Annotated in this window: 21 protein-coding genes; 14 read left to right on the forward strand and 7 right to left on the reverse strand. The window is 71.8% G+C overall.

The window, feature by feature from the left end; all coding sequences use genetic code 11:
- Window positions 1–29: 29 nt before the first annotated feature.
- From whiA to ACTMS0_RS08320, 6 genes are all read left to right on the forward strand, one after another.
- Window positions 30–1,010, forward strand: a complete 981-nt coding sequence (gene whiA / locus ACTMS0_RS08295) for a DNA-binding protein WhiA (RefSeq protein ID WP_441154509.1) — start codon at window positions 30–32, stop codon at window positions 1,008–1,010.
- A gap of 267 nt (window positions 1,011–1,277) precedes the next feature.
- The gene (gap, locus tag ACTMS0_RS08300; protein ID WP_441154510.1) at window positions 1,278–2,282 is read left to right on the forward strand and encodes a type I glyceraldehyde-3-phosphate dehydrogenase; all 1,005 of its coding nucleotides are present in this window, start codon (window positions 1,278–1,280) and stop codon (window positions 2,280–2,282) included.
- Window positions 2,279–3,505, forward strand: coding sequence for a phosphoglycerate kinase (locus ACTMS0_RS08305; RefSeq protein ID WP_441154511.1), 1,227 nt, complete (start codon window positions 2,279–2,281; stop codon window positions 3,503–3,505). Before gap ends, ACTMS0_RS08305 begins: the two co-directional genes overlap by 4 nt.
- On the forward strand, window positions 3,506–4,297 hold the full coding sequence (gene tpiA / locus ACTMS0_RS08310) for a triose-phosphate isomerase (RefSeq protein ID WP_441154512.1): 792 nt from the start codon (window positions 3,506–3,508) through the stop codon (window positions 4,295–4,297). It begins immediately after the preceding gene.
- Between the two features lie 95 nt (window positions 4,298–4,392).
- Window positions 4,393–4,656 (forward strand): preprotein translocase subunit SecG, encoded by a 264-nt coding sequence (gene secG, locus ACTMS0_RS08315; protein WP_441154513.1) that lies wholly within the window; start codon window positions 4,393–4,395, stop codon window positions 4,654–4,656.
- A gap of 138 nt (window positions 4,657–4,794) precedes the next feature.
- Window positions 4,795–5,145 carry an RNA polymerase-binding protein RbpA gene (locus tag ACTMS0_RS08320; protein ID WP_441154514.1) on the forward strand — a complete coding sequence of 117 codons (351 nt, stop codon included), beginning with the start codon at window positions 4,795–4,797 and terminating at the stop codon, window positions 5,143–5,145.
- A 53-nt stretch (window positions 5,146–5,198) separates the two neighbouring features.
- Here ACTMS0_RS08320 and pgl read toward each other — a convergent pair whose 3' ends face one another.
- The 6 genes from pgl to tkt all read right to left on the reverse strand — a co-directional run bounded on the left by pgl (window position 5,199) and on the right by tkt (window position 13,703).
- The gene (gene pgl, locus ACTMS0_RS08325) at window positions 5,199–5,969 is read right to left on the reverse strand and encodes a 6-phosphogluconolactonase (protein ID WP_441154515.1); all 771 of its coding nucleotides are present in this window, start codon (window positions 5,967–5,969) and stop codon (window positions 5,199–5,201) included.
- Window positions 5,970–6,120: 151 nt separating this feature from the next.
- On the reverse strand, window positions 6,121–7,134 hold the full coding sequence (locus tag ACTMS0_RS08330) for a glucose-6-phosphate dehydrogenase assembly protein OpcA (RefSeq protein ID WP_441154516.1): 1,014 nt from the start codon (window positions 7,132–7,134) through the stop codon (window positions 6,121–6,123).
- Between the two features lie 34 nt (window positions 7,135–7,168).
- Complete coding sequence (zwf, locus tag ACTMS0_RS08335; protein ID WP_441154517.1) at window positions 7,169–8,686, reverse strand: glucose-6-phosphate dehydrogenase; 1,518 nt, start codon at window positions 8,684–8,686, stop codon at window positions 7,169–7,171.
- A gap of 38 nt (window positions 8,687–8,724) precedes the next feature.
- The gene (locus tag ACTMS0_RS08340; RefSeq protein WP_441154518.1) at window positions 8,725–10,374 is read right to left on the reverse strand and encodes a glucose-6-phosphate isomerase; all 1,650 of its coding nucleotides are present in this window, start codon (window positions 10,372–10,374) and stop codon (window positions 8,725–8,727) included.
- Complete coding sequence (gene tal / locus ACTMS0_RS08345; RefSeq protein WP_441154519.1) at window positions 10,371–11,549, reverse strand: transaldolase; 1,179 nt, start codon at window positions 11,547–11,549, stop codon at window positions 10,371–10,373. Before tal ends, ACTMS0_RS08340 begins: the two co-directional genes overlap by 4 nt.
- A gap of 15 nt (window positions 11,550–11,564) precedes the next feature.
- Window positions 11,565–13,703, reverse strand: coding sequence for a transketolase (gene tkt, locus ACTMS0_RS08350; protein WP_441154520.1), 2,139 nt, complete (start codon window positions 13,701–13,703; stop codon window positions 11,565–11,567).
- A 265-nt stretch (window positions 13,704–13,968) separates the two neighbouring features.
- On the opposite strand from tkt, the gene ACTMS0_RS08355 reads away from it, so the two are divergent.
- The 3 genes from ACTMS0_RS08355 (at window position 13,969) to ACTMS0_RS08365 (ending at window position 16,451) form a co-directional block, all read left to right on the forward strand.
- Window positions 13,969–14,925, forward strand: coding sequence for a heme o synthase (locus ACTMS0_RS08355; RefSeq protein WP_441154521.1), 957 nt, complete (start codon window positions 13,969–13,971; stop codon window positions 14,923–14,925).
- A gap of 263 nt (window positions 14,926–15,188) precedes the next feature.
- Complete coding sequence (locus ACTMS0_RS08360; RefSeq protein ID WP_441154692.1) at window positions 15,189–15,524, forward strand: hypothetical protein; 336 nt, start codon at window positions 15,189–15,191, stop codon at window positions 15,522–15,524.
- Between the two features lie 6 nt (window positions 15,525–15,530).
- Window positions 15,531–16,451 (forward strand): ATP-grasp domain-containing protein, encoded by a 921-nt coding sequence (locus tag ACTMS0_RS08365; protein ID WP_441154522.1) that lies wholly within the window; start codon window positions 15,531–15,533, stop codon window positions 16,449–16,451.
- Window positions 16,452–16,604: 153 nt separating this feature from the next.
- On the opposite strand, the gene ACTMS0_RS08370 is transcribed toward ACTMS0_RS08365, so the two are convergent.
- On the reverse strand, window positions 16,605–17,570 hold the full coding sequence (locus ACTMS0_RS08370; RefSeq protein ID WP_441154523.1) for a COX15/CtaA family protein: 966 nt from the start codon (window positions 17,568–17,570) through the stop codon (window positions 16,605–16,607).
- A 98-nt stretch (window positions 17,571–17,668) separates the two neighbouring features.
- Here ACTMS0_RS08370 and ACTMS0_RS08375 point away from each other — a divergent pair, with 98 nt between their 5' ends.
- The 5 genes from ACTMS0_RS08375 to sufC all read left to right on the forward strand — a co-directional run bounded on the left by ACTMS0_RS08375 (window position 17,669) and on the right by sufC (window position 22,182).
- Entirely contained in the window at window positions 17,669–18,424 is a 756-nt protein-coding gene (locus tag ACTMS0_RS08375) for a helix-turn-helix transcriptional regulator (protein ID WP_441154524.1), read from the forward strand.
- Window positions 18,421–19,851: a Fe-S cluster assembly protein SufB gene (gene sufB / locus ACTMS0_RS08380; protein WP_441154525.1), complete on the forward strand. Its 1,431-nt coding sequence runs from the start codon at window positions 18,421–18,423 to the stop codon at window positions 19,849–19,851. Before ACTMS0_RS08375 ends, sufB begins: the two co-directional genes overlap by 4 nt.
- An 89-nt stretch (window positions 19,852–19,940) precedes the next feature.
- A complete protein-coding gene (gene sufD, locus ACTMS0_RS08385) occupies window positions 19,941–21,083 on the forward strand; it encodes a Fe-S cluster assembly protein SufD (protein ID WP_441154526.1) in 1,143 nt (380 codons plus the stop codon).
- Window positions 21,083–21,409: a non-heme iron oxygenase ferredoxin subunit gene (locus ACTMS0_RS08390; RefSeq protein ID WP_441154527.1), complete on the forward strand. Its 327-nt coding sequence runs from the start codon at window positions 21,083–21,085 to the stop codon at window positions 21,407–21,409. Before sufD ends, ACTMS0_RS08390 begins: the two co-directional genes overlap by 1 nt.
- Window positions 21,409–22,182, forward strand: coding sequence for a Fe-S cluster assembly ATPase SufC (sufC, locus tag ACTMS0_RS08395; RefSeq protein WP_441154528.1), 774 nt, complete (start codon window positions 21,409–21,411; stop codon window positions 22,180–22,182). The genes ACTMS0_RS08390 and sufC overlap by 1 nt, the downstream gene beginning before the upstream one ends.
- Window positions 22,183–22,216 lie beyond the last annotated feature (34 nt).

Consider the following 22,216-nt stretch of genomic DNA (forward strand, 5'->3'; position numbering starts at 1 on the left):
CCGGAACCGGTCCGTGAGGGGACGCACAGATGGCGATGACGGCGGCGGTCAAGGACGAGCTGAGCCGGGTCGACGTGCCCAAACCCTGCTGCCGACGGGCGGAGATGGCGGCGCTGCTGCGCTTCGCCGGCGGGCTGCACATCGTCTCCGGCCGGGTGGTCGTGGAGGCCGAGCTGGACACCGGCGCGGTGGCCCGGCGGCTGCGGCGTGAGATTGCCGAGGTGTACGGGTACCCGAGCGAGATCCACGTGCTCGCCTCCGGCGGCCTGCGCAAGGGCAGCCACTTCATCGTCCGGGTCGTCAAGGACGGCGAGTCCCTGGCCCGGCAGACCGGCCTTCTCGACGTCCGCGGCCGTCCGGTGCGGGGCCTGCCGCCGCACGTGGTGGCGGCCAACGTCTGCTGCGCGGTCTCCGCGTGGCGGGGCGCGTTCATGGCGCACGGTTCGCTGACCGAGCCCGGCCGGTCCAGCGCCTTGGAGATCACCTGCCCCGGCCCGGAGTCGGCGCTCGCGCTGGTCGGCGCGGCCCGCCGGATCGGCATCGCCGCGAAGAACCGCGAGGTGCGCGGGGTGGACCGGGTGGTCGTCAAGGACGGCGACGCCATCGCCGCCCTGCTCACCCGCATCGGCGCCCACGCCAGCGTCCTCGCCTGGGAGGAGCGCCGGGTGCGGCGGGAGGTGCGCGCCACCGCCAACCGGCTGGCCAACTTCGACGACGCGAACCTGCGCCGCTCGGCGCGCGCGGCGGTGGCCGCCGCCGCCCGGGTCACCCGGGCCCTGGAGATCCTCGCCGACGACGCGCCGAACCACCTGACCTCGGCCGGCCAGCTGCGGCTGGAGCACCGCCAGGCCTCCCTGGAGGAGCTGGGCGCGCTCGCCGACCCGCCGCTGACCAAGGACGCGATCGCCGGCCGGATCCGGCGGCTGCTCGCGCTCGCCGACAAGCGGGCCCGTGACCTGGGCATCCCGGATACGGAAGCGGCAGTCACGCCCGACATGCTCGTGGTCTGATAGGACGGTGGCGGGTCCTACGGCGCGAGAAGGATCACCACCCGCCGCAGCGCGACCCCGCGCGCTCGGATATGGTCGCTGCGTACGGCAAGGGGGCCGGCACCGGCACGCCTCGCCGTGCTCACCGCCTCGGGCGGTCAGGTCCCTCAGACCGCGGCGGGGCGGCCGAGATGAACCGTCAACGGCCGGCTCCAACGGTCGGCGCACACCACTCCGCCGGCCGCGGGTCACCACGCCGGCGGACCAGAACGCGAGGAGATGGGACCTGTGACCATCCGGGTTGGCATCAACGGCTTCGGCCGGATCGGCCGCAACTTCTTCCGGGCAGTGCTGGCGTCCGGCGCTGACATCGAGGTCGTGGCGGTCAACGACCTGACCGACAACGCGACGCTCGCCCACCTTGTCAAGTACGACAGCATCCTCGGCCGCCTCCCGCTGGAGGTGAAGGCCACCGCGGACGAGATCACCGTGGGCGGCAAGACCATCAAGGCGTACGCCGAGAAGGACCCGGCGAAGCTGCCGTGGGGCGAGGTCGGCGCGGACGTGGTCATCGAGTCCACCGGCTTCTTCACCGACGCCACCAAGGCGAAGGCGCACGTCGACGGGGGTGCCAAGAAGGTCATCATCTCCGCCCCGGCGAAGAACGAGGACGTCACGGTCGTCATGGGCGTCAACCACGACCAGTACGACCCGGCCAAGCACACCATCATCTCCAACGCCTCCTGCACCACCAACTGCCTGGCGCCGATGGCGAAGGTCCTGCACGACACGTTCGGCATCCAGCAGGGCCTGATGACCACCATCCACGCGTACACGCAGGACCAGAACCTGCAGGACGCCCCCCACAAGGACCTGCGCCGCGCCCGCGCCGCCGCGCTGAACATCGTCCCGACCTCCACCGGCGCCGCGAAGGCGATCGGCCTGGTGCTGCCGGACCTGAAGGGCAAGCTCGACGGCTACGCGCTGCGGGTGCCGATCCCGACCGGCTCCGCCACCGACCTGACCGTCACCGTCGGTCGGGAGACCACGGTGGACGAGGTCAACGCCGCCCTGAAGGCCGCCGCCGACGGCCCGCTCAAGGGCATCCTCGTGTACAACGACGACCCGATCGTGTCGGCCGACATCGTCACCGACCAGGCGTCGTGCATCTTCGACGCGCCGCTGACCAAGGTCATCGGCAACCAGGTGAAGGTCGTCGGCTGGTACGACAACGAGTGGGGCTACTCGAACCGCCTGGTGGACCTCGTGAAGCTGGTTGGTCAGTCGCTGTGAGCATCCGGACCCTCGACGACCTGCTCGCCGAGGGGGTGGCGGGTCGGCGCGTGCTGGTGCGCGCCGACCTGAACGTCCCGCTCGACAAGCAGACCGGTGACATCACGGACGACGGCCGCATCCGGGCCGTCCTGCCGACGCTGACGGCGCTGGTCGAGGCCGGCGCCAAGGTGGTCGTCTGCTCGCACCTGGGCCGGCCGAAGGGCAGCCCGGACCCGCAGTTCAGCCTCCGTCCCGTCGCCGGGCGGCTCGGTGAGCTGCTCGGCGTCGAGGTCCGGTTCGCCGAGGACACCGTCGGAGACTCCGCCCGGTCCACCGTGGAGGGCCTGGCCGACGGTCAGGTCGCCCTCCTGGAGAACCTGCGCTTCAACGCCGGCGAGACCAGCAAGGACGACGCCGAGCGGGGCGACTTCGCCGACCAGCTCGCCGCGTTCGGCGATGCGTACGTCGACGACGCGTTCGGTGCCGTGCACCGCAAGCACGCCAGCGTGTACGACGTGGCGGCCCGGCTGCCGCACTTCGCCGGCGGGCTGCTGCTGCGCGAGGTGGAGGTCCTCTCCAAGCTGACCGGCGACCCGGAGCGGCCGTACGTCGTGGTGCTCGGCGGTTCCAAGGTCTCCGACAAGCTCGCGGTGATCGAGGCGCTGCTGCCCAAGGTCGACCGCCTGCTCATCGGCGGCGGCATGTGCTTCACCTTCCTCAAGGCCCAGGGCCACGAGGTGGGCTCCTCCCTGCTCGAGGAGGACATGGTGGAGACCTGCCGCAACCTGCTGGAGCGGTCCGAGAAGGGCAAGATCCTGCTCCCGGTCGACGTGGTGGTCGCGGACGCGTTCGCCCCCGACTCCCCGCACGACGTGGTCCCTGCGGACGGTATCCCGAGCAAGCGGGTGGGGCTCGACATCGGCCCCGAGACGGTGGCCGGGTTCGCCGCCGCCCTCAAGACCTCCGCCTGCGGAGATCCGGCGAACGCCCGGACGATCTTCTGGAACGGCCCGATGGGCGTGTTCGAGATGGCAGCCTTCGCCAACGGCACCCGGGGGGTCGCCGAGGCGATCGCCGAGCACGACGCGTTCTCGGTGGTCGGTGGCGGTGACTCCGCCGCGGCGGTGCGCGTGCTCGGTCTGGACGAGAAGTCGTTCAGCCACATCTCCACCGGCGGCGGAGCCTCCCTGGAGTACCTCGAGGGCAAGACCCTCCCCGGCATCGCGGCCCTGGAGAACTGAATGGCGAGCACCACCCGCCGGCCGCTGATGGCCGGCAACTGGAAGATGAACCTCAACCACCTCGAGGCGAACCTGCTGGTGCAGAAGCTCGCCGCGAGCCTCACCGAGAAGCAGCTCACCGAGGTCGAGACGGTGGTACTGCCCCCGTACACCGACCTGCGGACCGTGCAGACCGCCGTGGACGGCGACAAGCTGCTCATCGGCTACGGCGCGCAGGACCTCTCGCCGCACGCGTCGGGCGCGTACACCGGGGACATCTCCGGCCCGATGCTGGCGAAGCTGGGCTGCACGTACGTGGTGGTCGGCCACTCCGAGCGGCGGGCGTACCACCACGAGGACGACGCGCTCGTCAACGCGAAGGTGCAGGCGGCGCTGACCCACGGGCTCACCCCGATCCTCTGCGTGGGGGAGGGGCTGGACGTCCGCGAGCAGGGCACCCACGTGGCGCACTGCGGCGACCAGCTCGACGGCGCCCTCAAGGGGCTCTCCGCCGAGCAGGTGACCAGGGTCGTCGTCGCGTACGAGCCGGTCTGGGCGATCGGCACCGGCAAGACGGCCACTCCGGAGGACGCCCAGGAGGTGTGCGGCTCGGTCCGGCAGCGCCTGGCCGGGAACTTCGGCCAGGAGACCGCGGACCAGGTCCGGATCCTCTACGGCGGGTCGGTCAAGTCCTCGAACGTGGCGGCGATCATGGCCCAGCCGGACGTGGACGGCGCCCTGGTCGGCGGTGCCAGCCTGGACGCCGAGGAGTTCGCGAAGATCTGCCGGTTCCCGGAGCACACCGCCCGCTGATCGCTCGCTATTCTTGACTCCGCCCGTCCGCCGGCCGGTGCCACCGCGCCCGATCTGCCCGGGCGAGGATCGCAACGAGAGGACTGTCCCCAGCCATGCCGATCTGGTTCGCATACACGTTGATCGTGTTGCTGGTCATCACGAGCATCCTGCTCACCATGCTGATCCTGCTGCACCGCGGTAAGGGCGGCGGGCTGTCCAGCATGTTCGGCGGCGGGGTCAGCTCCAGCCTGGCCGGGTCGTCGGTCGCCGAGAAGAACCTGGACCGCTACACCGTGCTGGTGGGCATCGTCTGGTTCGCCTGCATCGTCGGGCTCGGGCTCTGGCTCCGGCTCCAGCAGACCGCCGGCGTCGCCTGAGCAGGCGCGTCAAGTCGTACAATCTGCGCGCGGTCCGTCCCCCGACGGGCCGCGCGCAGTCCGTTTCACCCGCTGCACCGCGTCGCCGCCGCCATCCCCTCGACGGCGGTTCCCCTCCGACGACAGGAGCGAGCAGCCGTGCGCAACGGTAACGTCCTCCGGGGCAGTCGTGTGGGCTCCGCCCCCGCCCGCCCCACCGAACGCTACGAGCCGGCCCCCTGCCGGGCGGTCACCTACTGGTGCCGCAACGGCCACGATGTCGAGATCCGGATCGCCGCCGAGGCGCCGGTACCCGACCTGTGGGACTGCACCCGCTGCGGTCTCCCCGCCGGCCGCGACCCCGGAAACCCGCCGGGCCGCGCCCGGTCCGAGCCCTACAAGACCCACCTGGCGTACGTGAAGGAGCGGCGCACCGACGCCGAGGGCGCGGCGATCCTCGCCGAGGCGCTCGACGCCCTGCGCCGTCGTCGCGGCCGGCCGGAGTGTTAGGAAGGGCCCCTTGTACAACGCCAGGCGTTAACAAGGGGCCCTTCCTTACACCTTCAGCGCAGGCTGCGGAAGCGGGCCGGCACGTCGGCCGCCGCGGCCCGGTCCAGCAGCCAGAGGGTACGGCTGGTGCCCTGCACGCCGGCCGCCGGCAGCTGCACCGGACCCGCGCCGGCGAGGGCCATGCCGACCGCGCGGGCCTTGTCCGCGCCGCCGGCCACCAGCCACACCTCCTCAGCGGTGTTGATCGCCGGGAGAGTGAGGGTGGTGCGGACCGGCGGCGGCTTCGGGCTGCCCCGGACCGCGCTGACCGGCCGGCTCTCGTAGTTCACCGGGTGCTCCGGGAAGACCGACGCCACGTGCCCGTCCTCGCCCACACCGAGCAGGAGCACGTCGAAGTGGGGGAGAGCAGCGGTGCCCGGGCGGGCCGCCCGGGCCAGCTCGGCGGCGTACCGGCCGGCGGCCTCCTCCGGGTCGTCTCCCGCCGGGCCGCCCGAGGCCGGCATCGGGTGCACCCGCGCCGGGTCCAGCGGTACGACGTCCAGCAGCGCCGCCCGCGCCTGCGTCTCGTTGCGCTCCGGATCGCCGGCGGGCAGGAACCGCTCGTCGCCCCACCACACGTCCACCCGGGACCAGTCCACCGCGTCCCGGGCGGGCAGCGCCGCCACCGCGCGGTACACGGCCGCGGCGATCCGGCCGCCGGTCAGCACCACCGACGCCTGGCCGCGTTCGGCCTGCGCGTCGAGCAGCTTCACCACCAACCGGGCCGCCACCGCCTGCGCCAGCAGGTCGGCGTCGGCGTGGACGGCGACACTCGCCTCGCTCATGCCGGCACTCCGCTGCGCCGAACGGTCCGAGCCACGGCCGCGTCCGTGTATGCCACAGCTTCGCTACGGCCTCGGCCGGGGATCGGACTGTGAGCAGTGCCGTCATGAGGCATCGTCGCACTGAGCTTGATGATTCGCTCGCTCCGCTCGCTCATTCCCCACTGGTCCCGGAGTGCGCGGTGACCCCCGCCTCGGCCCGCTGGGCCTCCGCCGGATCCTTCCAGACGTGCACCCGCTGGGCGGGGCGCTGGTCCAGCCCCGTGAGCCCCGCCGCAGCGCCCAGCGCCTCCGCGTACACCTGGTCGGCGTCGAGCCGGCGCAGCTCCTCGGCCAGCTCGTCGCCGAGCGGCCGACGGACCAGCGGCAGGTGCCGGTCCTCCTGGCCGGTACGCCGGAAGATCGCCATGCTGTCGTTCCGGGTCAGCGTCAGCTCGTCACCGTTGGCGCAGCGCAGCTGCACCTCGTGCATCCGCGGGTGCTGGTCGGTGTGCTGCCACTGCGGGTCGATCCCCAGCCGGGCGGCCAACCAGCCGCGCATCAGGGCGGCCGTCGGGTCGGTCGCCGGTGCGACCACGGTCGCGTCGGTGACCTGCGCCTCGGTGGTGTCGAACGCGCCCGCCACCAGCGTGCGCCACAGCGTGATCCGGGTCCAGGCCAGGTCGGTGTCGCCGGGCACGTAGTCCCGGGCCCGCTGCCGCAGCGCCTCGACCGGGTCGGCGGCCTGCGCGGCGTCGGTGATCCGCCGGTCGGCGACGACCCCGAGGAAGTCGGTGGCGATCTCGGCCGGCGGCTCGCCGTGCCACCACGTCACCACCGGCACGTCCGGCACCAGCAGCGGCATCACCACCGACTCGGCGTGCAGGGCCAGCCGCCCGTACATCCGGGTGACCACCGCCTCGCACGGGCCGAGCCGGCCGCCGACGACGATCTCCGCGTCCAGCCGGTTGCGGTCCCGCTCGACGTCGGAGCGGACCACCACCAGCAGTCGACACGGATGGGCGGCGGCGGCGATGGTCGCCGCCGCCTCCGCCTCGCGGACCCGCTTCTCGTCCACCACCACGATCAGGGTGAGCGCCATGCCGCTGGCCACCCCGCCGGCGCTGCGCCGCTCGGCGGCGAGCGCCTTGACCACCTCGTTGCCGGTGGTGTCCCACAGGCCGATCACAGGAGCCTCCCGGTGTGCTCGCGTCGCTCGGTCGTCACGCCCGCCGCCAGGCCCGGCCCTCGCGGGCCAGCATCTCGTCGGCGGCGCGGGGGCCCCACTCGCCGGCCCGGTACGGCTCCGGCGTCGTGCCCGCCCAGGCCCGCTCCAGCGGGTCCACCACGGCCCAGCTCTGCTCGACCTCCGCGGCGTCGGGGAAGAGCGTCCGGTCACCGATCAGCACGTCCAGCACCAGCCGCTCGTACGCCTCGGGGCTGGACTCGGTGAACGCCTCGCCGTACTGGAAGTCCATCGCGATGTCGCGGACCTCCATCGCGGTGCCCGGCACCTTCGAGCCGAACTTGAGCACCACGCCCTCGTCCGGCTGCACCCGGATGACGAGCTGGTTGTTGCCCAGCGACTCGACGTCCGCGTCGTTGAACGGCAGGTGCGGAGCCGTCTTGAACATGATGGCCACCTCGGTGACCCGGCGCGGGAGCCGCTTGCCGGCCCGGATGTAGAACGGCACCTCCGCCCAGCGGCGGTTCTGGATGCCCAGCCGCACCGCCACGTACGTCTCCGTCGTGGAGTCCGGCGGCACACCCTCCTCCTCCAGGTAGCCGACCGCGCGCTCGCCGCCCACCCAGCCGGGCAGGTACTGGCCGCGTACGGTGCCCTTGCCGACGTCCTTCGGCAGGGTGATCGCCTTGAGCACCTTCAGCTTCTCGGTGCGGATCTCGTCCGCGTCGAAGCTGGTCGGCTCCTCCATCGCCACCAGCGCGAGCAGCTGGAGCAGGTGGTTCTGGAGGACGTCACGGGCGGCGCCCGCCGAGTCGTAGAAACCGGCCCGGGTGCTGATGCCGACGTCCTCGGCCATGGTGATCTGCACCGAGTCGACGTACTTCGAGTTCCACAGGGGCTCGAAGAGGTTGTTGGCGAACCGCAAGGCGAGGATGTTCTGGACGGTCTCCTTGCCCAGGTAGTGGTCGATCCGGAAGACGTCCTCCCGGGTGAAGACGTCGTCGACCAGGTCGTTGAGCGCCTTCGCCGAGGGCAGGTCGTGCCCGAACGGCTTCTCCACCACCACCCGGCGCCACCCGCCGGACTTTTCGTTGTCGGCCATGCCGGTGCGGGCGAGCTGCTTGAGCACCACGGGGAACGCCGCCGGGGGGATGGAGAAGTAGAAGGCCGCGTTGCCGGGGATACCGTGGGTCTGGCGCAGCTCGTCAAGGGTGGTGGCGAGGTGGTCGAAGGCGCCGTCGTCGTCGAACGAACCGCCGACGAACTTGATGTTGCCGGCCAGGCGGGCCCACACCTCCTCGCGCCAGGGGGTGCGGGCGTGCTTCTTCGCCGCCTCGCAGGCCAGCGTCTCGAAGTCGCCGTCGCCCCAGTCGCGCCGGGCGAAGCCGAGCACGACGAAGCCCGGGGGCAGCAGCCCCCGGTTCGCGAGGTCGTACACGGCCGGCAGCAGCTTCTTGCGGGCCAGGTCCCCGGTGACGCCGAAGATCACCAGAGCGCACGGCTCCGGGATCCTCGGCAGCCGCCGGTCCTGCGGGTCGCGTAGCGGGTTCGTCACGCCGCCCTCCTCGCTCCGCCTCGTTCCGTCCGTCATCGTCACGCGCGCAGTGCCCCGACCGCATCGAGCAGCTGGGCCACGCCTGCGGACCGGTCGGTCAGGTGGAGCCGCAGCAGCGGGCGCTTCCGGCCGGCCAGGGCCTGCCGGTCGCCGGCGGCCTGCGCCGCCTGCAGCTCCCCGAAGGTGTACGGCTTGCCGGGCACCGGCAGATCAACGTCGGCCGCACCGGTGATCTGGAGGAAGCTGCCGAGCTGCGGGCCGCCCTTGTGGTACTGCCCGGTGGAGTGCAGGAAACGCGGCCCCCAGCCGAAGGTGACCGGCCGGTCGGTGCTGCCGGCGAGCAGCGGCCGCAGCCGGGCGGCGTCGGCGTCGGCGAACCGGTCGAGGTACGCCATCACCGCGAGGTACCCGTCGTCCTCCACACCGTTCAGCAGCCAGCGCAGCACACCGGCCAGGTCGCCCGGGGCGCCGGCCGGCGCGTACACCTCGATCGAGCCCTCGGTGAACGACGGCGTCTCGGCCGGCGGGCCCGAGGCCAGGATCTTGTTGGTGTTCTCCTTGGACTCGGTGACGTTCGGCTGGTTGAACGGGTCGATACCGAGCACCACGCCGGCGATCGCGGTGGCGTACTCCCAGGTCAGGAACTGGGCGCCGAGCGGGCCGTTGACCGCCACGTCCGGGTCGGCGCCGCCGCCGGGGACGGTGCCGGGGGGCAGCGCGCCGCCGTAGGTCACGGTCAGCACGTTCCGGCCGGTGGCGCCGGGACTCTGCGGCGACTCCACCACGACCGGGAGGACGCCGACGCCGGCCTTGCCGGTCGACTCGGCGACCAGCTGCTCGATCCAGTCGCCGAGGCCGTCGATGCCGGTGCCGTCGGAGACCAGCGCGATCTTGTCCCGGCCCATCGTCGCCGCCGCCCCGAGCGCGGCGCCGAGTGCCAGCCCCGGGTTGTCCCGGTCCCGGCCCAGCGACTCGGCGAGCGCGTCGGCCTCGTCGAGCAGGTCGGCCACGTCGACGCCGGCCAGCGCGGTCGGGACCAGCCCGAACGCGGTCAGCGCCGAGTAGCGCCCGCCCACGTTCGGATCAGCCAGGACGCAGAACGCGCCCATCTCGGCGGCGGTCTGCTCCAGCGGCGAGCCCGGGTCGGTCACGATGACGAAGTGCCGGCCGGCCTCCTCCTCGGTCATCCCGGCGTCCAGGAACGCCTGCCGGTACGCGCGGCGGTGGCTGTCGGTCTCCACCGTCGAGCCGGACTTGCTGGCCACCACGACCACCGTCCGCTCCAGCCGGTCGGCCAGCGCCGCCCGGACCTGGCCGGGGTCGGTGGTGTCGAGCACGGTCAGCGGCCTGCCGAGGGTACGTGCGATCACCTCGGGGGCCAGCGACGAGCCGCCCATCCCGGCGAGCACGACGTGGTCCAGGTCGCCCAGCTCCGCCTTCAGCTCGGCGAGCTGGGGGAGCAGTTCCCGGCTGCGGCGGTGGGTGTCCACCCAGCCGAGGCGGATCTTCGCCTCAGCCTCGGCGTCCGGGCCCCACAGGGTCGGGTCCTTCCGCGCCAGCCGGCCGGGGGCCTCGTTGGCGACGAGCGCGTCGCGGGTGGAGGCGGGCGCGGACTTGTCGACGACGTCCGCCCCGTACACGGCGAGCCCGGCTGCCGCCTCGACCGGTCCGGCGAGCAGGTCGCTCATGCGTTACCCCCGGCCTTCCGCGCGGCCTCGGCGCTGCCCTTGGCGGCGGCGCCCGGGTGACCGGTGCCCTTGACCGCGGCCTCCAGCGACTTGCGGACGCCGTCGAGCAGTTCGTTCCAGCTCGCCTCGAACTTCTCCACGCCCTCGCGCTCCAGGGTGTCGATCACGTCGGCCATGTCGACGCCCACCGACTCCAGACCCGCGAAGACCCGCCGGGCGTCGTCGTACGCGCCGGTCACGGTGTCGCCCCGGACCTCGCCGTGGTCGGCGAAGGCGTCGATCACCGACTCCGGCATGGTGTTGACCGTGCCGGGCGCGATCAACTCCTCCACGTAGATCACGTCCCGGTAGTCCGGGTTCTTCGTCGAGGTGGACGCCCACAGCGGGCGCTGCGGGTGCGCCCCGGCGTCGGCGAGGGCCTGCCAGCGGGCGGAGGAGAAGACCTCGGTGTACCGCTCGTACGCCAGCCGCGCGTTGGCCACCGCGGCCTTGCCGCGCAGCGCCTTCGCCTCCGCCGACCCGATCTTCTCCAGGCGCTTGTCGACCTCCGTGTCGACCCGGGAGACGAAGAACGACGCCACCGAGCCGATCTTCGACAGGTCGTGGCCGTTCGCCTTCGCCTGCTCCAGGCCGGCGAGGAACGCGTCCATGACCTGCGAGTACCGGTCCAGGCCGAAGATCAGGGTGACGTTGACGCTGACGCCCTCGGCCAGCGCGGCGGTGATCGCCGGCAGACCGGCCAGGGTGGCCGGGATCTTGATGAACAGGTTCGGCCGGTCGACCAGCCACCAGAGCGCCTTGGCCTCGGCGACGGTCTTCTCCGTCTCGTACGCCAGCCGCGGGTCGACCTCCAGGGAGACCCGGCCGTCGACCCCGGCGGTGGCGTCGTGCGCCGGGCGCATCACGTCGCAGGCCCACCGCACGTCGTACGCGGTGAGGTTGCGTACCGCCTCCTCGACGTGGACCCCCCGGGTGGCGAGGTCGCGCAGTTGCCAGTCGTACTCGTCGGCGTCGCTCAGCGCCTTGGCGAAGATCGTCGGATTACTGGTGACGCCGACGAGGTGCTTCTCCCGGCGCAGCTGGTCCAGCCCGCCGGAGCTGAGCCGTACCCGTGAAAGATCATCGAGCCAGACCGCCACGCCCGCGGCGCTGAGCTCTCCCAACCTGTCCGTCATGCCGTTCACGCTCCCTCAGTTGCCCGTGGGGTTACCGGTGATCTCGCCCACCCGGGTCAGGGCCGCGTGCGCGGCGGCCACGATCCGGTCGGGGGTGAACCCGAACTGCTCGAAGAGCACGATGTGCGGGGCGCTCGCCCCGTAGTGCTCGAGGCTGACGCTCTCGCCGCAGTCGCCGACGATGCCGCGCCAGGACATGGCGATGCCCGCTTCCACGCTCACCCGTGCCTTTACCCCCCGGGGGAGGACTGACTCGCGGTAGGCCTGGTCCTGCTCGGCGAACCACTCGAGGCAGGGCATCGAGACAACGCGGGTGGGGGTGCCGTCGGCCTCCAGCCGCTCCCGGGCGGTGAGGCACAGCTGCACCTCGGAGCCGGTGCCGATGAGGATCACGTGCGGCTTCCCGGTCGAGGCCTCGGCCAGCACGTACCCGCCCCGGGTCACTCCCTCGGCGCCGGCCAGCGCGGAGCGGTCCAGGGTCGGCAGCGGCTGCCGGCTGAGCGCCAGCGCGGTCGGCCGGTCGGTGTGTTCGAGGGCCTGCCGCCACGCCCACGCGGTCTCGTTGGCGTCGGCGGGGCGCACCACGTCCAGGCCGGGGATGGCACGCAGGGCGGTCAGGTGCTCCACCGGCTGGTGGGTCGGGCCGTCCTCGCCCAGGCCGATCGAGTCGTGCGTCCAGACGTAGGTCACCGGCAGCTTCATCAGCGCCGCGAGCCGGACGGCCGGGCGCATGTAGTCGCTGAAGACGAGGAAGGTGCCGCCGTACGGGCGGGTGCCGCCGTGCAGGGCGATGCCGTTGAGGATCGCGCCCATGGCGTGCTCGCGGATGCCGAAGTGCAGCGTGCGGCCGTACTCGTGGCCGGGGAAGTCCTTCGTCGCGTGCACGGCCGGGACGAACGACGGCTCGCCCTTCATGGTGGTGTTGTTGCTCTCGGCCAGGTCGGCCGAGCCGCCCCACAGCTCCGGCAGCACCGGGGCGAGCGCCTCGAGCACCTTGCCGGACGCCGCCCGGGTGGCGATGCCCTTGGCGTCGGCGGGGAACTCGGGCAGCGCGTCCGTCCAGCCCTTCGGCAGCGTCCGGGTGGCCAGCCGGTCCCAGAGCGCGGTGCGCTCCGGGTTCGCCTTGGCCCAGGTCTCGAACGCCCCGGTCCACGCGCGCTGCGCCTCCGCGCCGCGGTCCATCACCTGCCGGGCGTGCTTGAGGACCTCCTCGTCGACCTCGAAGGCGCCCTGCGGGTCGAAGCCGAGGATCTGCTTGGTGGCGGCGACCTCGTCGGCGCCCAGCGCCGACCCGTGGATCTTGCCGGTGTTCTGCTTGTTGGGTGCCGGCCAGCCGATGATGGTGCGCAGCGCGATGAAGGAGGGGCGCCCGGTCTCCGCCTTGGCGGCCAGCAACGCCCGGTACAGCGCCTCCACGTCCTCGTGGTAGTCGCCCTGGTCGGCGTCGCCGCGGCGCCAGTCCACCGCCTGGACGTGCCAGCCGTACGCCTCGTAGCGGGCCGCGACGTCCTCGCTCTTGGCGATGCGGGTGTCGTCCTCGATCGAGATCTCGTTGTCGTCGTAGATCACGCAGAGGTTGCCCAGTTGCTGGTGCCCGGCGAGCGCGCTCGCCTCGTGGGAGATGCCCTCCTCGATGTCACCGTCCGAGGCGATGCACCAGATGTCGTGGTCGAAGACCGAGGCGCCCGGCTCGGTCTCCGGGTCGAACAGGCCGCGCTCGCGGCGGGCCGCCATCGCCATGCCGACCGCGTTGCCGAGGCCCTGCCCGAGCGGGCCGGTCGTGGTCTCCACGCCCGGGGTGTGCCCGTGCTCCGGGTGGCCCGGGGTGAGCGAACCCCACTGCCGCAGCGACTTCAGGTCCTCCAGGCCCAGCGGGTACCCGGAGAGGAAGAGCTGGATGTAGAGGGTGAGGCTGGAGTGGCCGGCGGAGAGGACGAACCGGTCCCGGCCGGGCCAGGTCGGGTCCGCGGGGTTGTGCCGCATCACCCGGTTGAAGAGCAGGTACGCCGCGGGCGCGAGGCTCATCGCGGTGCCCGGGTGGCCGTTGCCGGATTTCTCCACGGCGTCCATGGCCAGCACGCGGACCGTGTCGACGGCCCGGCGGTCGAGGTCGGACCAGTTCAGTGCGGGATGCTCGGGTCGGTTGGCAGCCACGATGGTTTGTGCTCCTCGGCAGATGGGCGGAACCCTCACTGGTGACCCTATCGAGCGGTCCTAAACGTCCGCCCGGGGATCTCTGCATGCTGTTCTGTACGCGTCCGTGCGGTTCCACGTTCGATCGAACGTGTGACGCCTCGCACCGTTGCCGGGTCAGCCGGGCAGCCAAAACGACAGCGCGTAGTGTGTGGGCGGTGTGTGGACCCCGAGGCGGGTCTCGCCGACCCCGACCTCCCCTGCCGACGCCGGAAGGTGGCAATCCGTGAGCATGATCACCGAGCGCCCCGTCAGCAACCCTGCCGGGCAGCCGGTGGGCACGGTGGCGGGCGAGTCGGCCACCTCGCGGCGGGACGTGCGGTCGGTCATCGCGGCGTACGTGACGTTGACCAAGCCCCGGATCGTCGAGCTGCTGCTGGTCACCACCGTGCCCGCGATGATGCTCGCCGACGGCGGCATGCCGTCGCTGTGGCTGGTCGCCGTGGTGCTGGTCGGCGGGTCGCTCGCGGCCGGCGCGGCCAGCGTCCTCAACTGCTACATCGACCGGGACATCGACCAGCTCATGCGGCGGACCAAGCGCCGCCCGCTGCCGGCGCACACCGTGACGCCGCGCAGCGCGCTGGTCTTCGGCCTGGTGCTGGCGGTGGTCTCGGTGGCGCTGATGGCGGCGTTCACCAACCTCCTGGCCGCCGGCCTCACCCTGGCCGCGATCGTCTACTACGACCTCGTCTACACCGCCTGGCTCAAGCGGACCACCACGGCGAACACCTTCTGGGGGGGCGCGTGCGGGGCCGCGCCGGTGCTGATCGGCTGGGCGGCGGTGACCGGCTCGCTGGCGCCGGCCGCCTGGGCGCTGTTCGCGGTGGTCTTCTTCTGGCAGATGCCGCACTTCTACCCGCTCGCGATGAAGTACAAGGACGACTACGCGCGGGCGGGCATCCCGATGCTGCCGGTGGTCGCGTCCACCCGGCGGGTCAACGCCGAAATCCTGGTCTTCGCCTGGCTGACCGTGCTCACCTCGCTGGCGGTCTGGCCGCTCGGCATGAGCGCCGTCTACGGGGTGCCAACCCTGGTGGTGGGCGCGATCTTCCTGGTGGAGGCGCACAAGCTGTGCCGCCGGGCGATCCGGGGCGAGGCGGTCAAGCCGATGCGGCTGTTCCACTGGTCCACCACGTACCTGACCATCGTGTTCGCGGCGGTCGCGCTCGACGCGCTGATCTGATCCACTGCCGAAGAAGCCGGACAAGTCATCCTCACGGATGAGTTGTCCGGCTTTTTTAAATTAGTCACAGGAATTCCTCACACCATCGGGCTTGCCTTTCAGGTTCACGTCTGCGCAACTTTGTCGCCACCCTTTGGTGAGGAAATTACGGGATAAATCCGGGCAAGCCGCCTGTGGTCTTCCTTAAACCTCGGGGTAATTGGCATCACAAAAGGTTCATGGAACTCGCCCGCACGGGTGCGAGTCTGCTTACGCTTCGCGTCATGGCAGATGGTTCCGATACGACGCTGACGGCTGAGCAGACCGCCGACGACCAGGCTCCCAACGGTCTGGTTGCCGGTATCAAGTCGTTCGCCGCCGGACACGGCGGGGCGAAGGCGGTCATCGAGTACGTCGGCAAGCGCGGCGCGCGCATCGTCCTCGTCGGCTCCGACGGGGCCTGGGGCGACCAGTTCGCGGACGACACCGTCGTCGCGCGGCAGGCGTGCGCCAAGGCGGGAGTCACCGTCGAGAACGCCTGGGAGCGTGAACTGATGGACCAGATGCGCCCGAGCAACGACCTCTGGCGGTCGATGGCCCGGCGCACGATGGCCCGTTGACATAAATTGACCAACCACCACCAGTCGACCCGGGGGGAACCCCGGGTCGCTCTCGTCACCTGTGCCGCCCTGCCCGACCTGGAGGACGACGACCGCCTCGTCGTCGCTCCGCTGAAGGCCCGCGGCGTCACCGTCGAAACGGTCGTCTGGGACGACCCCGCCGTCGACTGGGCCGGTTACGACCTCGCGGTGCTCCGCTCGCCCTGGGACTACATGCCCCGCCGGGACGAGTTCGTCGCCTGGGCGGCGGCCGTGCCGGCCCTGGCGAACCCGGCGGAGGTAATCGCCTGGAACACCGACAAGCGCTACCTCGACGAGCTCTCCGCCGCCGGGGTGCCGACGGTCCCCACCGCGTGGGTCGCCCCCGGCGAGGAGTGGGAGCTCCCCGGCGAGCGCGGGGAGTACGTCCTCAAGCCCTCGGTCAGCGCCGGCAGCCAGGACACCGGCCGGTACGACTTGGCCGACACGGAGCACCGCGACCTCGCCCGGGCGCACGTCCGGCGGCTCGGCGCGGCCGGCCGGGTCACCATGGTCCAGCCGTACCTGTCGGCGGTCGACACCGCCGGCGAGACCGCGCTGCTGTTCGTCGCCGGTCCCGGCGGGCTCGCCTTCAGTCACGCGATCCGCAAGGGTCCGATGCTGACCGGCCCGGACCTGGGCGTGGACGGGCTCTACAAGCCCGAGCAGATCACCGCCCGTATGGCAACCGCGGAACAGTTGGCGGTGGCCGAGAAGACGCTCGCGGCGGTGCCGGGCGGGCCGGACCGGCTGCTCTACGCCCGGGTCGACCTGATCCCCGGCGCCGACGGCAGCCCCGTCCTGGTCGAGCTGGAGCTCACCGAGCCGTCCCTCTTCCTGGGGTACGCCGACGGCGCCCCCGAGCGCCTCGCCGACGCAATCCTCACCCATCTGTCCCACCGCGGCTGACACCCCGCGCGCCCTCCCGGGCGCGTCCGGATTCGCCCCCGAACAGAGAAAGAGTGGCCTCCCAACGCCGGGAGGCCACTCTTTCCGTGAAAGTGGGGGACCGTCCCGCGCGCGGGGGCGCGCGTAGGCGCGCGGTCGGGGCGGGCGGGGGTGTCAGGCGTGGGCCGGGACGGATGCCTCGGGCGCCGGGGCGGCGGTCGGGGCCGGCGCGACCGGGCGGCGTTCGCGGGTCGACCAGAGCACCGACAGGGTCGCGAGCAGCACCAGGCAGGAGCCGAGCATGTGGGCGCCGACGAGGGTCGCCGGCAGGTCGGTGAAGTACTGCACGAAGCCGATCACACCCTGCCCCAGCTCCACCACGACCAGCACCAGGGCCGCCCGGGCCGGGCCGGTGGCGCCGACCGCCCGGAACGCGAAGACCAGCGCCACCGACAGGCCGATCAGCAGGAACACCCCGTCGGCGTGCACCTGGGAGATCTGCTCCGGGTCGAGGCCGTTGCGGGCCGCGCCGCCGTCACCGGCGTGCGGGCCGCTGCCGGTGACCCACGTGCCGACCACCAGCACCGCTGCGCTGACCACGGTGGTGACCACCGCGAGGGTGCGCAGCGGGCCGGGCACCACGGGCACCGTCGGGCCGTCCGGCTCCGTGATCCGCCGCCAGAGGGCGTACGCGACCGCGATCACCACCATCGAGGCGAGGAAGTGCAGCCCGACCACCCACGGGTTGAGGTTGGTGAGCACGGTGACACCCCCGAGGACCGCCTGCGCCGGGATGCCGAACAGCACCGCGACCGCGAGCGGCAGCAGGCCACGCCGGCGCGGCCGGTGCAGCAGGACGGCCACCACCACGGCGAGGGCGATGATGCCCACCGCGAAGGTGAGCAGGCGGTTGCCGAACTCGATCACCCCGTGAATGCCCATTTCGGGCGTCGTGGTGTACGACTCGTCGGTGCACCGGGGCCACGTGGGGCAGCCCAGGCCGGAGGCGGTCAGCCGGACCGCCCCACCGGTGACGACGATCGCGACGTTCGCGACGATGCTGGCGAACGCCAGACGGCTCAGCAGGGGGGTGGAGACCGGGAACCGGACGGCAGGAGTCACGGCGCAAATCCTACGCACCGTAGTGGAACCCGATCGGGTGACTCTGCCGGCGCGGTGGTTCGGATCACCGGACCCCGGGTTTGCAGGCCCCTGGCGAATTACGTAACGTTGACGTTGTGAAAAACGCGGCGGGGGTCTCTGGGCACCAGCCGGCGCCCGTTCCGGCCGCCGGCCAGTCTGCCGCGTCCGATCTCTCGACCCGCGACCGGGTCACCCAGCTCCTGCTGGAGCGGGGCGCCACCACCGCCGCGCAGCTGGGTGACGCGCTCGGGCTCAGCCCGGCCGCCATCCGCCGGCACCTCGACGCCATGCTCGCCGAGGGTGACGTCGTCGCCCGGGAGCAGGCGGTGCGGGGCCACCGGGGCCGGGGCCGCCCAGCCAAGGTGTTCCTGCTGACCGACGAGGCGCGGGTCCGCTGCGGCACCCACCACTACGACAACATGGCCACCGCCGCGCTGCGCTGGATCGCCAGCAACGGCGGGTCGGAGGCGGTGGAGGCGTTCGCCGCCGACCAGGTGGCCGCCCTGGAGGCCCGGTGCCGGGCCGCCATGGAGGACGCCGGCGACGACCCCCTCGCGCGCGCGGAGGCGCTCGCGGGCGCGCTGACCGCCGAGGGCTACGCTGCCAACGCGTCCACGATCGCCTCCGGTGGCCAGCTGTGCCAGCACCACTGCCCGGTGGCGCACGTGGCCGCCGAGTTCCCCCAGCTGTGCGAGGCCGAGACCGCGGTGATCTCCCGTCTGGTCGGCACCCACGTGCAGCGCCTGGCCACCATCGCGCACGGCGACGGGGTGTGCACCACGCACATCCCGGCCCAGCCGGGGCGTGTCCAGTCCGGTAAGACCGTCACCACTGTGAGGACAGATAGATGACCGAGCAGATCGTCCAGCCCCTGACCCAGGAGGAGCAGCTCGCCGCCCTCGGTCGCTACGAGTACGGCTGGGCCGACTCCGACGTCGCCGGGGCGTCCGCCCAGCGCGGCCTCAACGAGGCGGTGGTGCGGGACATCTCGGCCAAGAAGAACGAGCCGGCCTGGATGCTCGACCTGCGGCTGAAGGGCCTGCGGCTGTTCGACCGCAAGCCGATGCCGGCGTGGGGCGCCGACCTCACCGGGATCGACTTCGACAACATCAAGTACTTCGTGCGGTCCACGGAGAAGCAGGCCACCAGCTGGGAGGACCTGCCCGAGGACATCAAGAACACCTACGACCGGCTGGGCATCCCCGAGGCGGAGAAGCAGCGGCTGGTCGCCGGTGTCGCGGCGCAGTACGAGTCCGAGGTGGTCTACCACAAGATCCGTGAGGACCTCGAGGAGCAGGGTGTCGTCTTCCTCGACACCGACACCGCCCTGCGCGAGCACGAGGACGTCTTCAAGGAGTACTTCGGCACGGTGATCCCGGTCGGCGACAACAAGTTCGCCGCCCTGAACACCTCCGTCTGGTCCGGTGGCTCGTTCATCTACGTGCCGAAGGGCGTGCACGTGGAGATCCCGCTGCAGGCCTACTTCCGGATCAACACGGAGAACATGGGCCAGTTCGAGCGGACGCTGATCATCGTCGACGAGGGCGCGTACGTGCACTACGTCGAGGGCTGCACCGCGCCGCTGTACTCCTCCGACTCGCTGCACAGCGCGGTCGTGGAGATCATCGTCAAGAAGAACGCCCGCTGCCGGTACACGACCATCCAGAACTGGTCGAACAACGTCTACAACCTGGTCACCAAGCGCGCCGTCTGCCACGAGGGCGCCACCATGGAGTGGGTCGACGGCAACATCGGCTCCAAGGTCACCATGAAGTACCCGGCGGTCTACATGACCGGCGAGCACGCCAAGGGCGAGGTGCTCTCGGTGGCCATGGCCGGCGAGGGCCAGCACCAGGACGCGGGCGCCAAGATGGTGCACGCCGCTCCGCACACCAGCAGCACCATCGTCTCGAAGTCGATCGCCCGCGGCGGCGGCCGCACCTCGTACCGGGGCCTGGTCCAGGTGCTGGAGGGCTCGCACAGCAGCCGGAGCACGGTCAAGTGTGACGCGCTGCTGGTCGACACCATCTCCCGCTCGGACACCTACCCCTACGTCGACATCCGTGAGGACGACGTGTCGATGGGGCACGAGGCGACCGTCTCCAAGATCAGCGACGACCAGCTCTTCTACCTGATGAGCCGGGGCCTCAGCGAGGACGAGGCGATGGCGATGATCGTCCGCGGCTTCATCGAGCCGATCGCCAAGGAGCTTCCGATGGAGTACGCGCTGGAGCTCAACCGCCTGATCGAGCTGCAGATGGAGGGCGCGGTCGGCTGACGCCGGCCCCGACCCAGCGGCGGGCCGGACCACCCGGTCCGCCGCACCGAGCACCAGAGACCGTCGTCGCAGAACAGACCAAGGAAGAGATGACTACCCAGGCTTCCGCGCCGCCCAGCACCAAGTCGCAGGCGCTCCGCTCGTACGACGTCGCCGACTTCCCGGCCCTCACCGGCCTGGAGGAGGAGTGGCGCTTCACCCCGCTCAAGCGCCTGCGCGGCCTGACCGGCGGGGTGCAGGCAACGACCGGCACGGTCGGGCACGAGTACGGCGACCTGCCGGCCGGCGTCACCGTCGAGCGGATCGGCTCGGACGACCCCCGGGTCGGCAGCGTGCTCACCCCGGTCGACCGGATCAGCGCCCTCGCCTACGGCGGTGCGGACGGCGCGCTGCTGGTGCAGGTCGCCCGTGAGGCCGTCGTGGCCGAGCCGGTGACCGTGCGGGTGGTCGGCCAGGGTGCGGACAGCCTGGCGTACGGGCACACCTTCGTGGAGGTGGGCCGGTTCGGCGAGGCGACCCTGGTGCTGGAGCACGTCGGCTCGGCGACCCTCGCCGACAACGTCGAGGTCTCGGTGGCCGACGGCGCGAAGCTCACCCTGGTCACCGTGTCCGACTGGGCCGACGACGCGGTGCAGGCTCAGCACCTCAAGGTCAAGCTGGGCCGGGACGCGCGCGTGCTGCACGTCCAGGTGACCCTCGGCGGCGACCTGGTCCGCCAGTACACGACCGTCGAGTACACCGAGCGCGGCGGCGAGGCCGAGCTGTACGGCGTCTACTTCGCCGACTCCGGCCAGCACCTCGAGCACCGGCAGCTGGTCGACCACAGCGTGCCGGACTGCCGCAGCTACGTCGGCTACCGCGGCGCGCTGCAGGGCGAGAGCGCCCACACCGTCTGGGTCGGCGACGTGCTGATCCGGGCCGAGGCGACCGGCACCGACACGTACGAGATCAACCGGAACCTGCTGCTCACCGACGGCGCGCGGGCGGACTCCGTACCCAATCTGGAGATCGAGACCGGCGAGATCGCCGGCGCCGGGCACGCGAGCGCGACCGGCCGCTTCGACGACGAGCAGCTGTTCTACCTGATGGCCCGCGGCATCCCGGAGGCCGAGGCCCGCCGCCTGGTGGTCCGCGGCTTCTTCGCCGAGCTGCTGAACAAGATCCCGGTGGAGTCCCTGCGTGAGCGCCTCGGCGAGACGATCGAGGCCCGGCTGACGAAGGCCGGCGCCTGATGATCCGCATCTGCTCCACCGAGGACGTGCCGAAGGGCACCGTGATCAGCGCGGACGTCGACGGCACCCAGATCGCGCTGGTGCACGGCGAGGACGGCGAGTTCTACGCCGTCTACGACGAGTGCTCGCACGCGGCGGTCGCCCTCTCCGAGGGGGAGGTGGAGGGCTGCACGCTGGAGTGCTGGCTGCACGGTTCCCGCTTCGACCTGCGCACCGGCGAGCCGACCGGGCTGCCCGCCACCGAACCCGTACCCGTCTACCCCGTCGAGATCCGCGACGGTGACATCTACGTCGACCTGACGCCGAGTAATGGAGTGACCCGATAATGAGCACCCTGGAGATCCGCGACCTGCAGGTGTCGGTGAAGCTGCCCGAGGGTGAGCTCAAGCCGATCCTGCACGGCGTCAACCTGACCGTGAAGTCGGGGGAGACCCACGCCATCATGGGCCCGAACGGCTCCGGCAAGTCGACCCTGGCGTACTCGATCGCCGGCCACCCCAAGTACGAGATCACCGGCGGTTCGGTGACCCTCGACGGCGAGGACGTCCTGGAGATGTCCGTCGACGAGCGGGCCCGCGCCGGCCTCTTCCTGGCCATGCAGTACCCGGTCGAGGTCCCCGGCGTGTCGGTGGCGAACTTCCTGCGCACCGCCAAGACCGCGATCGACGGCGAGGCGCCGAAGCTGCGCACCTGGGGCGGTGAGCTGCGCGGGGCCATGGAGCGCCTCCAGATGGACCCGGCGTTCGCCCAGCGCAACGTCAACGAGGGCTTCTCCGGCGGCGAGAAGAAGCGGCACGAGATCGTGCAGCTGGAGCTGCTGAAGCCGAAGATGGCGATCCTCGACGAGACCGACTCCGGCCTCGACGTGGACGCGCTGCGCGTGGTCAGCCAGGGCGTCAACCGGGTGCGCGACACCGGCGACACCGGCCTGCTGCTGATCACCCACTACACGCGGATCCTGCGCTACATCAAGCCGGACTTCGTGCACGTGTTCGTCGCCGGTCGGATCGTCGAGGAGGGCGGCCCGGAGCTGGCCGACAAGCTCGAGGAAGCGGGCTACGAGCGGTACGTCGCCGGGGCCGGTTCGGCGCGGGCCTGATCGCCATGAGCGAGCGGCAGCGAGCGAATCATCA

Origin of the sequence: Micromonospora sp. H33 (assembly GCF_052068455.1) — a bacterium.
Taxonomy (GTDB): domain Bacteria; phylum Actinomycetota; class Actinomycetes; order Mycobacteriales; family Micromonosporaceae; genus Micromonospora.